The sequence below is a fragment of the Synechococcus sp. CS-1333 genome (assembly GCF_025128015.1).
Lineage (GTDB): Bacteria > Cyanobacteriota > Cyanobacteriia > PCC-6307 > Cyanobiaceae > MW101C3.
Genome location: NZ_JAHLYO010000008.1, coordinates 130,143 through 142,992, shown reverse-complemented (window position 1 = coordinate 142,992; position 12,850 = coordinate 130,143). Strand labels below are relative to the sequence as shown.

At 69.2% G+C, this 12,850-nt stretch carries 14 protein-coding genes and 1 pseudogene; 8 read left to right on the top strand and 7 right to left on the bottom strand.

The features are described from left to right. Positions 1–47 precede the first annotated feature (47 nt). Both KQ303_RS01620 and KQ303_RS01615 read left to right on the top strand, forming a co-directional pair. Entirely contained in the window at positions 48–416 is a 369-nt protein-coding gene (locus KQ303_RS01620; protein WP_255140986.1) for a ferredoxin, read from the top strand. Positions 417–448: 32 nt separating this feature from the next. Next, complete coding sequence (locus KQ303_RS01615) at positions 449–1,663, top strand: aldo/keto reductase (RefSeq protein WP_259728870.1); 1,215 nt, start codon at positions 449–451, stop codon at positions 1,661–1,663. On the opposite strand, the gene rsmG is transcribed toward KQ303_RS01615, so the two are convergent. Then, the gene (gene rsmG, locus KQ303_RS01610) at positions 1,660–2,418 is read right to left on the bottom strand and encodes a 16S rRNA (guanine(527)-N(7))-methyltransferase RsmG (protein WP_259728869.1); all 759 of its coding nucleotides are present in this window, start codon (positions 2,416–2,418) and stop codon (positions 1,660–1,662) included. The two genes, KQ303_RS01615 and rsmG, sit on opposite strands and share 4 nt — an antisense overlap. A gap of 75 nt (positions 2,419–2,493) precedes the next feature. Between rsmG and KQ303_RS01605 the strand changes: the two genes are divergently transcribed. After that, positions 2,494–3,096 carry a J domain-containing protein gene (locus KQ303_RS01605; protein ID WP_259728929.1) on the top strand — a complete coding sequence of 201 codons (603 nt, stop codon included), beginning with the start codon at positions 2,494–2,496 and terminating at the stop codon, positions 3,094–3,096. Continuing rightward, positions 2,996–3,262, top strand: coding sequence for a DUF3143 domain-containing protein (locus KQ303_RS01600; protein WP_094510223.1), 267 nt, complete (start codon positions 2,996–2,998; stop codon positions 3,260–3,262). Before KQ303_RS01605 ends, KQ303_RS01600 begins: the two co-directional genes overlap by 101 nt. 7 nt (positions 3,263–3,269) lie before the next feature. Here the strand turns inward: KQ303_RS01600 and bioA are convergent, their stop codons facing one another. The 6 genes from bioA to KQ303_RS01570 all read right to left on the bottom strand — a co-directional run bounded on the left by bioA (position 3,270) and on the right by KQ303_RS01570 (position 8,152). Continuing rightward, complete coding sequence (gene bioA / locus KQ303_RS01595) at positions 3,270–4,535, bottom strand: adenosylmethionine--8-amino-7-oxononanoate transaminase (RefSeq protein ID WP_259728928.1); 1,266 nt, start codon at positions 4,533–4,535, stop codon at positions 3,270–3,272. A gap of 19 nt (positions 4,536–4,554) precedes the next feature. After that, positions 4,555–4,710 carry a hypothetical protein gene (locus tag KQ303_RS01590; RefSeq protein WP_259728868.1) on the bottom strand — a complete coding sequence of 52 codons (156 nt, stop codon included), beginning with the start codon at positions 4,708–4,710 and terminating at the stop codon, positions 4,555–4,557. 9 nt (positions 4,711–4,719) lie between these two features. Then, a complete protein-coding gene (gene bioD, locus KQ303_RS01585; protein WP_259728867.1) occupies positions 4,720–5,376 on the bottom strand; it encodes a dethiobiotin synthase in 657 nt (218 codons plus the stop codon). 63 nt (positions 5,377–5,439) lie between these two features. Further along, complete coding sequence (locus KQ303_RS01580) at positions 5,440–6,252, bottom strand: methyltransferase domain-containing protein (RefSeq protein WP_259728866.1); 813 nt, start codon at positions 6,250–6,252, stop codon at positions 5,440–5,442. Beyond that, positions 6,249–6,941, bottom strand: coding sequence for an alpha/beta hydrolase (locus tag KQ303_RS01575; RefSeq protein ID WP_259728865.1), 693 nt, complete (start codon positions 6,939–6,941; stop codon positions 6,249–6,251). The genes KQ303_RS01580 and KQ303_RS01575 overlap by 4 nt, the downstream gene beginning before the upstream one ends. Continuing rightward, entirely contained in the window at positions 6,938–8,152 is a 1,215-nt protein-coding gene (locus KQ303_RS01570) for an aminotransferase class I/II-fold pyridoxal phosphate-dependent enzyme (RefSeq protein WP_259728864.1), read from the bottom strand. The genes KQ303_RS01575 and KQ303_RS01570 overlap by 4 nt, the downstream gene beginning before the upstream one ends. A 65-nt stretch (positions 8,153–8,217) precedes the next feature. Here KQ303_RS01570 and KQ303_RS01565 point away from each other — a divergent pair, with 65 nt between their 5' ends. From KQ303_RS01565 to KQ303_RS01555, 4 genes and pseudogenes are all read left to right on the top strand, one after another. Beyond that, positions 8,218–11,070: an RNA helicase gene (locus KQ303_RS01565; protein ID WP_259728863.1), complete on the top strand. Its 2,853-nt coding sequence runs from the start codon at positions 8,218–8,220 to the stop codon at positions 11,068–11,070. Between the two features lie 522 nt (positions 11,071–11,592). Continuing rightward, complete coding sequence (locus KQ303_RS01560) at positions 11,593–11,853, top strand: transposase (protein ID WP_259728862.1); 261 nt, start codon at positions 11,593–11,595, stop codon at positions 11,851–11,853. 20 nt (positions 11,854–11,873) lie between these two features. Continuing rightward, positions 11,874–12,263, top strand: a pseudogene (locus KQ303_RS14690) (IS3 family transposase); the annotation flags it as partial. A gap of 10 nt (positions 12,264–12,273) precedes the next feature. Next, on the top strand, positions 12,274–12,771 hold the full coding sequence (locus tag KQ303_RS01555) for a DDE-type integrase/transposase/recombinase (protein WP_311134097.1): 498 nt from the start codon (positions 12,274–12,276) through the stop codon (positions 12,769–12,771). Positions 12,772–12,850: the final 79 nt, after the last annotated feature.

Here is a 12,850-nt window from a genome sequence, read left to right as displayed (position 1 = left end):
CCAGCTTTGCTGCAGTCCCGGGCGCTGCTGCAGCTGCTGATCCTTCGCTGGCTTTCACGGCCGCGGCCACGGCACGCCCTGTGCCCACCGGGCGTGAACCGCTGCTGGGCGGGCGTCTGCGTCAGCGGGCCGTCTGGGTCGACGAGGCCGTTTGCATCGGCTGCCGTTACTGCGCCCACGTGGCCGGCAACACCTTTCTGGTGGAGCCCCTGTGGGGACGCTCACGTGCGATCCGTCAGGACGGTGATAGCACCGAGACGATTCAAGAAGCGATCGATACCTGCCCGGTCGACTGCATTCACTGGGTGGCCTACGAGGAGATCCCGGCGCTGGAGGAGCAACTGCGCCAGCAGGAGCTTCACCCTCTGGGCCTGCCCTGCGCGGCACGGGTCAAGCGCACCCTGCCGCGGCCCTGAATCTCCCCACCCGTCCCGCAGCAGCACCGGTGATGCCGCCCATCCCCACGCGCCGTTTCGGCCGCACCGGTCTGCCCATGCCGGTGCTTTCCCTCGGCGGCATGCGCTACCAGCAGAGCTGGAGCGACCTTCCCGGCGACCAGATCACCCCGGCCAGCCAGGCGAATGTGGCGGCCACCCTGGAGCGGGCCCGCGCCCATGGCCTGCATCACATCGAAACGGCGCGCCACTACGGCACCTCTGAACGGCAGCTGGGCTGGCTGCTGGGGCCCACGCCGGATCCGCAGCGCATCCTCCAGACCAAGGTGCCGCCGCACGAGGATCCCGCCGCCTTCGATGCTGAGCTGGAACTCAGCTGTGCGCGGCTCCAGGTGGAGCGGCTCGATCTGCTGGCCATCCATGGCGTCAACCTGCCGGAGCACCTGCAGCAGACCCTGCGCCCGGGCGGCTGCCTGGAGGTGGTGCGCCGCTGGCAGCGCGACGGCAGGCTCGGCTCTGTCGGCTTCTCCACCCATGCTCCGCTGCCGCTGATCCTGGAGGCGATCGAAAGTGATGCCTTCGATTACATCAACCTGCACTGGTATTTCATCCGCCAGCAGAACAGCGCGGCGATCGAGGCCGCCCGCCGCCACGACATGGGCGTGTTCCTGATCAGCCCCACCGACAAGGGGGGGCACCTGCACAGCCCCTCGGAGCGGCTGTGTGAGCTGTGCGCGCCACTGCATCCGATCGTGTTCAACGATCTTTTCTGCCTCGCCAACGCCGACGTGCACACACTCAGCGTCGGAGCGGCCTGCCCCCAGGACCTCGACCTGCACCTGGAGGCTGTGCAGCGGCTCCCCGAGGCTGATCAGCTGCTGCCGCCGGTGCTGGAGCGGCTGGAACAAGCGCGGCTCGATGCGCTCGGCGCTGCCTGGCTGGCCAGCTGGCAGGAGGGGCTGCCCGACTGGAGCGACACCCCCGGTGGCATCAACGTGCCGGTGCTGCTCTGGCTGTACAACCTGCTGGAAGCCTGGGACCTCGAGAGCTTCGGCCGCGCTCGCTACGGCCTGCTGGGGCAGGGGGGGCACTGGTTCCCCGGTGCCAATGCCGATGCCCTCGATGCCGAGGTGAGCGAGGCGGCGTTGTTGGCGGCTCTCCGGGCCAGCCCCTGGGCCGCCCAGATCCCCGAGCTGCTGCGCCGACTGCGGCGTCGGCTCGGAGGTACCCCGCACCAGCGGCTGATGGCCGGGGAGGCGGCCGCCTAGCCCAGCGGCAGCTTGGCGGGTACGCCCACGGGACGGGGGTAGAGCCTGGGGCACGGTCCAGTGGAAGCCACCACCACGGCATGGCGCACACCACGGCCTGACGGCAGCTCCTGCCGCTCCACCCGCCGCAGCTCGGCCCGCAGGGGCAGCACGGCCCGCTCCATGGCCTGCTGGTCTTCGGCGCCCCACTGGCCCCGGTAGAGCAGCGCCTGGCCCCCGGGCCCGAGCAGCGGCACCAGATATTCGGCCACCACCGGCGCCGCGGCCACGGCGCGGGCCAGGGCCCAGTCGAAGCGGCCGCGGCAATCACGGCTGTGGCCTGTGAGCTCCGCCCGCTCGCACCGCACCACCACCCGCTCGCCCAGATCCAGCGCGGCGGCCATCGCCTGTACGGCCGCCGCCTTGCGGCCCACCGAATCCACCAGGGTGAGCCGCGCCTGGGGCAGGGCGATCGCCAGCACCAGGCCGGGGAAGCCGCCGCCGGTGCCCACGTCCACCAGCTGCAGCGGCGCCGCCGGGCTACATAGCAGGGAGCGCCAGGGCCAGAGGCTGTCGAACACCTGGGCGATCCAGTAGTCGTCGCCCTCCACCAGCCGGGTGAGGTTGAGGCGGCCATTCCACTGGCGCAGCTCCTGCTGCAGCGCTTCGAGTGCGCCCAACTGCGCCGCGTCGGGCTGCCAGCCGAGTGCGGGCCAGATCGACGTCAGGTCTCTGGCCTGTACCGGGGGGCTGGGGGGATCGAGCGGAGCGTTCATTCCCTAGGAGGTCACCATCCGCGCCGGCAGAACCGACTGAGATCTCTAGGATCTCGCAGACCCGGTGCGGGCTTGGTGGCTGCAGGCGAACGTCCAGGAGGGGGGCAGACCCACTACCAGTTGCTGCGTCTGTCGACCACGGCGACGGCTCAGGAGCTGCGCCTGGCGTTCCGCACCTTGAGCAAGCTTTACCACCCCGACACCACCACTCTGCCGGCTGCGGAAGCAGAGCAGCAGTTTCAGCGCCTGCAGACGGCCTACACCACCCTCAGCGACCCCGACAGTCGCCACGCCTACGACCGGCAGCTGCGGCTGCTGCAGCTGCAGAAAGCCGCAGCGCTCCAGCAGGCCACGGCCGCCCCCGCCGCCCCCGGCCTGGGGGTTCCCGCTGGGCAGCGCGCCCTCTCCGCACGCCGGGCGCTTTCGGGCGGTGAGTGGTTCGCGCTGGTGCTGCTCGGTGCCGCCCTGGTGTGCAGCCTGGTGCTGGGGATTGGTCTGGCCTGGTGGCGTGGAGTTGATCTGCTGGTGTTGCCCGTGTCCGTGCAGACTGCCCCTCCATCCGGTGATACCGCTGGGGATGAACGCCCTGCCTCCGCTTCAGACGCCCCTCTACAACCATCCGTTGCCGGCCCTGGAGCAATGGCTGCGGCAGCTGGGAGCGAGCCCCAGCCGCAGTGACCGCAGCTCCTGGGATCTTCATCAGCCGCACTGGAGTGCCTTGATCGAGTTCGCGGTCGAGGACATCCGCGTGACCTGGCACCAGGACGGGCGCAGCACGGTGCGGCTGTTTCCCTATGGCCTCACCCGCGCCGATGTGGAATCAGCGATCCTGGCCGGGCCCTGAGCCGCGCTCACAGGGCGGCCAGACCCTCCTGGATCACGGCGTAGCAGTGGGCCAGCTGGTCGTCAGTGAGGCACAGGGGCGGCAGCAGATAGACCACCTGCCCCAGGGGCCTGATGAACACGCCCCGTTCCAGCGCCAGGCGCTGCAGCACCCGCCCGCTGCGGTTCAGGTAGCCGGGGTCGGCCACCTTGAGGTCGAAGGCGGCGATGGTGCCGCACAGGCGCGGCCGCTCCACGCGCGGATCGGCGGCGAGCGCTTCGAGATGCGGCCGGTGCCGCGCTTCGAAGCCCGCATACCGCTCCGGAGCTCCGGCCAGCAGGGCCAGGCTGGCGTTGGCCGCGGCGCAGCCCAGCGGGTTGGCCGTGAAGCTGTGGCCGTGGAAGAAGGTGTGGGTGGGGTCCCCGCTGATGAACCCCTGGTAAAGCTGCTCGCTGGCCAGGGTCACCCCCATCGGCAGGAAGCCTCCGGTGAGGCCTTTGGAGAGCGCCACCAGGTCGGGGCGGATCCCCGCCTTGCGGCAGGCGAACAGCGCGCCGGTGCGGCCGAAGCCGGTCATCACCTCGTCGGCGATCAGCAGGGCGCCCGCCTGGCGCACCCGCTGCTCCACCGCCTGGAGAAAGCCGGGACGCACCATCGCCATGCCGCTGGCCCCCTGCACGAGCGGCTCCAGGATCACCGCCGCCGTGGGACGCTCCAGAAGGCTTTCGAGCGCCTGCAACGCTGCCTCTTCCTTCTCTGCCACCAGCGGATCGTGCCACCAGGTGGAGGGCCAGGGGGCCCGCGCCACCGGGCAGAGCAGCGGGTCGAAGGGCGCCGAAAACAGGGACCGCTCCCCCATCGCCATCGCCCCGAAGGTGTCGCCGTGGTAGGCCCCGTCAAAGGCGATCCACTGCGGGCGGTCCTCGCCACGATTCAGCCACCACTGCCAGGCGATCTTCAGGGCCACCTCCACGGCCGTGGAGCCGTCATCGGAGAAGAACAGCCGCTCCAGCCCGCTGGCGGCGCTGAGGCTTGTGGCCAGCTGCTCGGCCTGGGGATGGCTGAAGTTGGCGAAGATCACCTGCTCCAGCTCCGCCACCTGGCTGGCTACCGCTGCCGCGATCGTGGGCTCGGCATGCCCGTGCAGGGTCACCCACCAGCTACTGATCGCGTCGATCAGCTGGCGGCCGTCATCGAGTTCCAGCAGGGCGCCCCGGCCGCGCACAGCCCGCAGCGGCGGCTCGCTCGTGGCCACCTGGGTGGTCGGATGCCAGAGATGGGGATGCCAGCTCATCGGGCAGGAACGGCGGCCTTCACCGGCAGCGGCGGGCTTCGCGCTCACCTTCGGCGGCCAGGGGGCCGCAGTTCACCCACCGCACCACCGAGATCTCGATGTCGGTGAAGATCACCAGCACGGCGGTGCAGGTCGCTGCCACCACAGTGCTGACCAGCGCGTGCTTTCGGGTCATGCGCCAAGGTTACGGGGCGCCGAGGGCGCTGCTGAGGGCGCTGCTGAGGCCGCTGGTCTCCCAGGCCTCGGCCAGCGCGGCGGCCCCCAGCAGCGGCAGCGGCGGCAGGCAGCCCAGCAGCGGCGCACCGCTCAGCTCGCCCAAGGTGCCGGGATTGTCGGCATGCGGGGGGCCGTTGAGCACGAGGCCCAGCAGGGGGATCTGGCGGCTCCGCAGCGCCTCCACCGACAGCAGGGTGTGGTTGAGGGTGCCCAGTCCGCTGCGGGCCACCAGCACCACCGGCAACCCCCAGCGCTGGATCTGATCGATCTGCATCAGGTCACGGCGCAGGGGCACCAGCAGCCCGCCGGCCGTTTCCACCACCAACGGTCCGTCCACGGCGGGAAGATCCAGCCGCTCCCGCTCGAGATGCTCCCCTTCCAGCTCGGCAGCCCAGTGGGGCGAGACCGGCGCGGCGAAGCGGTAGGCCTCCGGCAGTAATCGCTGCTCGATCTGCGCGGCGGTCAGCCCCAGCATCCGGCCCACCCGGTCACGGTCGCCGCCGCCCTCGAGCCCGCACTGCACCGGCTTCCAGTAGTGGGCGCCCAGCCCCAGGGTCAGCAGGGCGCTGACCACCGTCTTGCCCACGTCGGTGTCCGTGCCGCAGACGATCAGTTGCTGCTTCATGAACGTGCTGCCTCGTTCAGATGCTGCTGGTGCATGAGCTTGCTGCCTCCTGCCGGGGTTGCTTCATGACGCCACAGTGCCAGCGTGGCGCCACGGGCTGGGAACGGGCCGCTGACCGATCAGTACCAGCACCTCCCAGGTGAGGAGCTTGCGCGGCCGGCCGGCTGGGCTCAGGGCGGGCTCCGCCGGCCAGGCGGCCTCCAGCCGGCGCCACTGGCCGGGTGTGAGTGGCGCCGCAGGCGTGCTGCCGGCACCGAGCGCCTGGATCTGCCGCAGAAAGGTGAGCGCCGTCGGCGCGAAGCGGCTGAAGCGCAGGCGCCGCTGTGCCTTGAGCTTCAGGTGGCGCTGGGCGCCATGCACCAAGGCGCCGGCATCGGGCAGCGGCAGGGCGCTGCAGGGCCCCCGCGCCCCCGCCGCCGCCTGGAGCCACTGGGGGAAGCTGCCGGCCGTGGGCACCGCCAGCACCAGCCAGCCGCCCGGGGCCAGGCGGCGGCACCAGTGCTCCAGCTGATCCTGCGGGCACTCGAGCCACTGCAACGCAAAGCTCGACACCAGCAACGAGGCGTTCTCCAGCTGGGGCGGCAGGCCGGTGTTGAGGTCCCACAGCAGCGATTCCCCCCCGTCCCTTGCACCTTGGTGCAGCAGCTCGGCGCAGAGGTCGAGGCGCAGGGGCTGAAGTGACGGCCGCAGTTGCTGCACCGCCCTGCTCAGCAGGCCGCTACCGGCGCCGAGGTCGGCGCAGGGGCCGGCAACCAACGGCAGCTCGCGGCAGTGGCGGGCCAGCCGCCAGGCCACCGCCCGCTGCAGGCTGGCCCGTTGCTCATAGGTACCGGCGTGGCGGCCGAACGCCTTGCGCACCTGCTCCTGCAGGGTCATGGCGCCTCCAGCCAGCTGAGCACCGGCTCGATCAGGGGCGCGCGCAGCAGGCTGTGGCCCGCTCCGGCGATCTGCCAGACGGTGGCCGCGGGCAGACCCCGCCGCAGGGCGGCCCGGCTGGCGGCGGCGACAATCCGGTCATCCTCGGCTTCCACCAGCAGCACCCGGGCCGCGGGTGGAAACGCTGCCGGCAGCCTGTCGACCCGCCCCAGCAGGTCCAGATCGCTGCGCAGGCGCTCGATGCCCGCTGCCGTCAGTGGCTCGCTCCCCGGGCCCGGTGGCAGCAGGTCGGCGGGATCGGGTGCTGCCGCCTGGCGAAGGAAGTCCGCCAGCAGGTCCGCGGCCTGCCCGCCGGCCAGCCGCGCTTCCATGCCGGCCAGGGCAGCGCGCAGGGGGCGGCCTTCCCTCCCTGACGGCACGAAGGCCGCGAAGCTCGCCAGCAGCACCACCGCATCGGCGGAGGCCAGCACGGCTGGAGGCAGTAAGTGCAGCCCGAGTGAATGGACAAGCACACCGCGCCTGCCGGGGGGCGATCCGTTCTCCCAGGCGGGGATCCGGGGCAGCAGCGGCCCGTAGCCCCGTTCGCCGCAGTGCCAGCTCCAGCCGCGTGGCTCGGCAGCCGCCCGCCACGGCTCCCAGGCCCGGCTGTCGCCGGCCCAGCCATGCATCGCCAGCAGTTGCCCGCTCATCGGCCGACACCGGCCACCGGCGTGCCGAGGGCGGCCAGCAACCGCGCCAGCGTGCCGGTGGGCAGGCTGCGGCTCAGCACCAGCCGCAAGCGGGAGGTGCCCTCAGGCACCGTGGGCGGGCGGATCGCCACGCTGAGCAGACCGGCCCGCTCCAGCTGTGCCTGCAGCGCCAGGGCGGCCCCGTCATTGCCCACCAGCAACGGCAGCACCGGCCCGGTCCCTTCCGGGCGCTGCCAGCCTGCTGCGGCCAGGCCGCAGCGCCAGCGCTCCGCCCGGGTCAGCAGGGTCTGCCCCAGGCCGGGATCCTGCTGCAGCAGCTCCAGGGCCGCCAGGGCAGCCGCCGCTAGGCAGGGCGCTAAGGCCGTGGAGTAGCGGAAAGCGCCTGAGCTCTGCAGCAGCCAGTCGGCCAGGGGGGCATCAGCCGCCAGAAAGGCGCCGCCACTGCCGAAGGCCTTGCCGAAGGTGCCGCTCACCAGGCTCACCCCTGCCAGGCCATGGGCCAGGCCCCGTCCGCCCGGCCCCAACACGCCGAGCCCGTGCGCTTCATCCACCAATAGCCTCGACCTCTGCTGCCGGCAGATGCGGGCGATGGCCGCCAGATCCGGGCTGGTGCCCTCCATGCTGAACAGGCTCTCGGTGATCACCAGCGTCGGGCGCTGGGGCTCCGCTGTCCGTTGCTGGATCAGCCGCCGTTCAAGGTCTGCGCTGTCGTTGTGGCGGAACCGCAGCAAGCGGGCGCCGCTGGCCTGCACCCCCAGCAGCAGCGAGTGATGGATCAGCCGGTCCGCCAGCACCACCCCGTGCCGCCCTGTGAGGGCGAGCACAGCCGCCAGATTGGCCTGAAATCCGCTGGGGAACAGCAGCACCTGCCCACGCCCGAGCCAGTTGGCGAGGGTTTCGGCCAGCAGGGTGTGCACCGGCCGGGTGCCCGTCACCAGGGGAGAGGCGCCGGAGCCGGTGCCGTCTCTGGCGATGGCGTCGCAGGCTGCCTGCTGCAGAAGGGGGTGATGGCTGAAGCCCAGATAGTCGTTGCTGGCCAGGTCCAGCAGTGGCGCTGCCGCCTCACCGGCGCCCACCACGGCCTTCAGCCCGCCGCCGGCCGTGGTGGCAAAGCTGCGCAGCCGCCGGCGCCGGTCGGGGGGGACGCGGCTGAGGGATGGCCACAGGGAGCTGAGGGGATCGGCAGGATCGCCGGCCGGGAGCACGTTCACCACCCACTGGGGGCCACGGGGCCCACCAGTCTGCCCAGCCGCGCCGGGGCTCATAGAATCTCTGCATGCTCACTGCCGGTACCGACGCTCCGTCCGCTGCGACGACGGTTCCCCCCGCGGTGCCTGTTCCGGAGCCCCACCACGAGCCGAAGCCTGTGTCTCCGGTGGAGGAGCTGTTCCCGTTCCCGCTCGATCCCTTCCAGCTGGAAGCGATCGACGCTCTCAACCAGGGGCATTCGGTGGTGGTGAGTGCCCCCACTGGCTCCGGTAAAACCCTGGTGGGCGAATACGCCATCCATCGGGCGCTGGCCCACGGGCAGCGCGTTTTCTACACGACGCCGCTCAAGGCCCTCTCCAATCAGAAGCTGCGCGATTTCCGCCAGCAGTTCGGCGAGGAGCGCGTCGGCCTGATGACCGGCGATCTGAGTGTGAACCGGGAAGCGGCGATCGTGGTGATGACCACGGAGATCTTCCGCAACATGCTCTATGCGGAGGTGGATCGGGGCGACGATCCGCTCGCTGACGTGGAGGCGGTGGTGCTTGATGAGTGCCACTACATGAATGACAGCCAGCGCGGCACAGTCTGGGAGGAGTCGATTATCCACTGTCCACCGGCGGTCCAGCTGGTGGCCTTGTCGGCCACGGTGGCCAACGCGGGCCAGCTCACTGACTGGATCGAGCGGGTGCACGGTCCGACCACGCTTGTGATGAGCGACCACCGGCCCGTGCCGCTGGCCTTCAGCTTTTGCAGCGCCAAGGGCCTCCATCCGCTGCTCAACGACGAGGGCACCGGGCTCCACCCGAACTGCAAGGTGTGGCGTGCCCCCAAGGGCGATCGCCGCAAGGGCAAAACACCCCGGCCACCCCAGCCGGAGCCAGCGCCGCTGCCTTTCGTGGTGGCCCAGCTGGCCGAGCGCGAGATGCTTCCGGCCATCTACTTCATTTTCAGCCGCCGCGGCTGCGACAAGGCCGTGCGGGATCTTGGCCGCAGCAATCTGCTTAACGCGCAGGAGGCGGAGGTGGTGCGCCGCCGTCTCGACGCCTTTGTGGCCGTTACCCCGGAGGCCGTGCGAGAGGGGGGCCATGCCGAGGCCCTGCTGCGCGGCATCGCCGCCCATCACGCCGGCGTGCTGCCGGCCTGGAAGGAGCTGATCGAGGAATTGTTCCAGCAGGGTCTGGTGAAGGTGGTCTTCGCCACCGAAACCCTGGCGGCGGGCATCAACATGCCGGCGCGCACCACGGTGATTTCTGCGCTCTCCAAGCGCACCGAGCGGGGTCATCGACCTCTGATGGGCAGCGAATTCCTGCAGATGGCGGGCCGGGCCGGCCGCCGTGGCCTCGATGTGCAGGGCTATGTGGTCACGGTGCAGAGCCGTTTCGAGGGGGTGCGTGAGGCGGGGGCGCTGGCCACCAGCCCCGCGGATCCCTTGGTGAGCCAGTTCACGCCCAGCTACGGCATGGTGCTCAACCTGCTGCAGCGCTACGACTTGGCCAAAGCCCGGCAGCTGGTTGAGCGAAGCTTCGGCCGCTATCTCGCCAACATCGACCTGTTAGAAGACGAGGCCCGCATCGCTGAACTGCGCCAGCAGCTGGAGCAGCTCACGGGTCTCGGCGACGACGTCCCCTGGGAGGCCTTTGAGGCCTATGAGAAACAACGCGACCACCTGCGCGAGGAGCGCCGGCTGCTGCGCATCCTGCAGCAGCAGGCCGAGGAGACCCTTGCCCACGAGCTCACATTGGCGCTGCAGTTCGCCAGCGAAGGGACGCTTGTGAGCCTGAAGTGCCCGCAGCTCAGGGGCCGGGTCACCCCGGCGGTGATCGTGGAGAAACCCATGGGGCCCGGTCAGTTTCCGCTGCTGCTCTGCCTCACTGACGACAACATCTGGATCCTGGTGCCCTGCAATGCGGTCGTGAGCCTGCATGCGGAGCTCAGCTGCCTGCAGGTGACCACGATCGAGGCCCCGGAGCTGCGCCACGTTGGCGAGCTTCGTCATGGCGATCAGCACAGTGGCGGTCTGGCGCTGGCGGTGGGATCGATGGCCCGCCGCCACGACATGACCACACCCCAGTACGACTTGGCCGGTGAGGTGCGCGATCAGGCCCTGCGGGTGCAGCAGCTGGAAGCGGAGCTGGAGCGTCACCCTGCTCACGCCTGGGGTGACCGCCGCCAGCTCAAGAAGCAGCGGCGCCGCATGGAGGAGCTGGACGCGGAGATCGAGGAGCGGCAGCGGCTGCTCCATCACCGCTCCAACCGTCACTGGGACACCTTCCTGTCCTTGATCGAGATCCTGCGCTTCTTCGGCGCGCTGGCGGGGCCGGATGGTCTGGTGCCCACGGAGGTGGGCCGCACCGTTGCGGCCCTGCGCGGCGACAACGAGCTCTGGCTCGGGCTGTCACTGATGAGCGGCCATCTCGACGAACTCAGTCCGGCCGAGCTGGCCGCCGTGTTCGAAGCGATCAGCACCGAGGTGAACCGCCCCGATCTCTGGAGTGCCTACGACCCGCCACCGCTGGCGGAGGAAGCTCTGCGCGACCTTGGCGGCCTGCGGCGGGAATTGTTGCGTCAGCAGGAGAAGGCGGCTGTGGTGGTTCCGGCCTGGTGGGAGCCGGAGCTGATGGGCCTCGTGCATGCCTGGGCGTCCGGTACCAGCTGGGTCGATGTGATGGCCAACACCTCGCTGGACGAGGGAGATGTGGTGCGCATCCTGCGCCGCACGGTGGATCTGCTCGCCCAGGTGCCTTACGCCGAAGCCCTCAGTGAACTACTGAGAACAACGGCGCGAAAGGCATTGAATGCCATCAACCGCTTCCCGGTGTGTGAGCTTCAGGATCTACCCGGTGCCACTGCCTCTGCAGCCCCCAATCCAGCCATCACCATTCCAGCAGCACCCTCTCCCCCATCGCTTACAGATGAATGATCTAAAGGGGTGGAATAGTGGCCTGGGTGGGTAAGACTTCCATTCATCTCGATCAACGGCAATCATAAGCTTCTGTGGGATCAGCTTCGTGACCATCGCCTACACGTGCTTAGGGAGAACCTGCAAATTCCAGGCACTCGTTCGAAATCCCCCTTGTGATTGCAGATGAGAGCTGGGCTCAATCGGTGGCAATAGCTCCGGATCCGCTTCTTGGAAGTCTGCGCCTACGGTAACTCTGATCAGATTACTGCCAAGACGCGCACGCTTCCTGTGGTCGAGGGCTTGGCGAAGCCTCTGTCGCGAGATGTTTCTGGCGGAGATGGATCTGGTGGCGTATCAGAAAACGTCCAACAATCTGAGCGACCCACAGGACTCCTCTCTGCCAGTAGAGATGACACCTCTCCACACGGATGATCCCGCCGCACCGGCAAAGCGTGGTCAGGATTTCCCAGGAGCTGTGCATTCATGTGGTCACCCCCTACAAATGGAGGAAGTGACGTGGACCCCGAAAACCGGTCCAGGGTGAATGAGATCCTCAGCCGGCCAGACTGGGCCGGGGATTCGACCATGAAACGCACCAGGCACACAGCCGAGCAGATCATCCGCAAGCTCAAAACGGCGGAGCAACTGATCGCCCAGGGCAAGACCGTCGCGGAGGTCTGCCGCGTCATCGAGGTGACGCAGCCGACGTACCACCGCTGGAGACAGCAAGCAGTACGGGGGATGCAGGCCGAGGAAGCCAGACGGCTGACTCAGCTGGAGAAGGAGAACGCCCGGCTCTAGCCGAAGGCTTCTCCGAAGGAGTGGATGCTTCTGGCGGAGGCGTAGCTGGAGAAGGCGAGGCTCTAGCCCTTGGCTTCTGCGTAGGCGAAGCCTTCTCGAAGAGAAGCAGTAGGACCTTGCGGTGCGACGGGAAACTTCTGAGCCCGGAACGTCGGCGCTGGGCTGTTGAGGTCTTGCGCGCACGCTTCCGGGTTTCGGAGCGGCTGGCCTGCCGTGTGGTGGGCCAGCACCGCAGCACCCATCGCCATGGGGGCAAGGTGATCGAACTGGAGGAGGTCAAGCTGCGGCATCGCTTGCGGCAGATCGCGGCTGACCACATTCGCTGGGGCCGCCGCATGACCTACCGCCTCCTGCGGCGGGAGGGCTGGGCGGTGAACCAGAAGCGGGTGCAACGGTTCTGGTGGGAGGAAGGCCTACAGCGTGCCCATTCCCAGGACACGGAAGCGGGCACGGCCCGCCGACGGCTCGGTGAGGCGTTACCGGGCGGAACATCCCCACCAGGTATGGGCCATGGACTTCCAGTTCGACGCCACCGCCGATGGCCGTCGGCTCAAATTCCTGAACGTGATCGACGAGCACAGCCGCCTCTGCCTGGCCATCCGGGTACGCAGGCGCTGCAAGGCCAAGGACGTAGTGGCGGTGCTGAAGGAGCTCACCGGCCTCTACCAGGCACCAGCGTTCATCCGGTCAGACAACAGCCCGGAATTCATCTCCCAGGCCTTACGTGGCTGGTGCGAGACCAGCGGAACAACCACGGCCACCATCGAGCCAGGATCCCCGTGGGAGAACGGGTTTGCGGAGTCGTATGAGCTCTGCTCGACTTCGTCTACAGGCCACACTCGGCCCTCCAGGGGCGTACGCCCCTGGAGGCAGCTCAACAGGGAGCTGCCGCATGACCACAACCATCCACTCTCATAAGGCCTGGACCGATAAAGGGGGTCACGTTGGGGTCCATGTCCATGCCCAGGCAGATGGCAAAACTCTTGATCTTCCAGCT

Bases quoted from the DNA above. Each gene is read 5' to 3' on its own strand.
- rsmG (WP_259728869.1), bottom strand. From the start codon at position 2,418: ATGAACGCTCCGCTCGATCCCCCCAGCCCCCCGGTACAGGCCAGAGAC.
- KQ303_RS01590 (WP_259728868.1), bottom strand. From the start codon at position 4,710: ATGACCCGAAAGCACGCGCTGGTCAGCACTGTGGTGGCAGCGACCTGC.
- bioD (WP_259728867.1), bottom strand. From the start codon at position 5,376: ATGAAGCAGCAACTGATCGTCTGCGGCACGGACACCGACGTGGGCAAG.
- KQ303_RS01600 (WP_094510223.1), top strand. From the start codon at position 2,996: ATGAACGCCCTGCCTCCGCTTCAGACGCCCCTCTACAACCATCCGTTG.
- KQ303_RS01575 (WP_259728865.1), bottom strand. From the start codon at position 6,941: ATGAGCGGGCAACTGCTGGCGATGCATGGCTGGGCCGGCGACAGCCGG.
- bioA (WP_259728928.1), bottom strand. From the start codon at position 4,535: ATGAGCTGGCATCCCCATCTCTGGCATCCGACCACCCAGGTGGCCACG.
- KQ303_RS01565 (WP_259728863.1), top strand. From the start codon at position 8,218: ATGCTCACTGCCGGTACCGACGCTCCGTCCGCTGCGACGACGGTTCCC.
- KQ303_RS01580 (WP_259728866.1), bottom strand. From the start codon at position 6,252: ATGACCCTGCAGGAGCAGGTGCGCAAGGCGTTCGGCCGCCACGCCGGT.
- KQ303_RS01615 (WP_259728870.1), top strand. From the start codon at position 449: ATGCCGCCCATCCCCACGCGCCGTTTCGGCCGCACCGGTCTGCCCATG.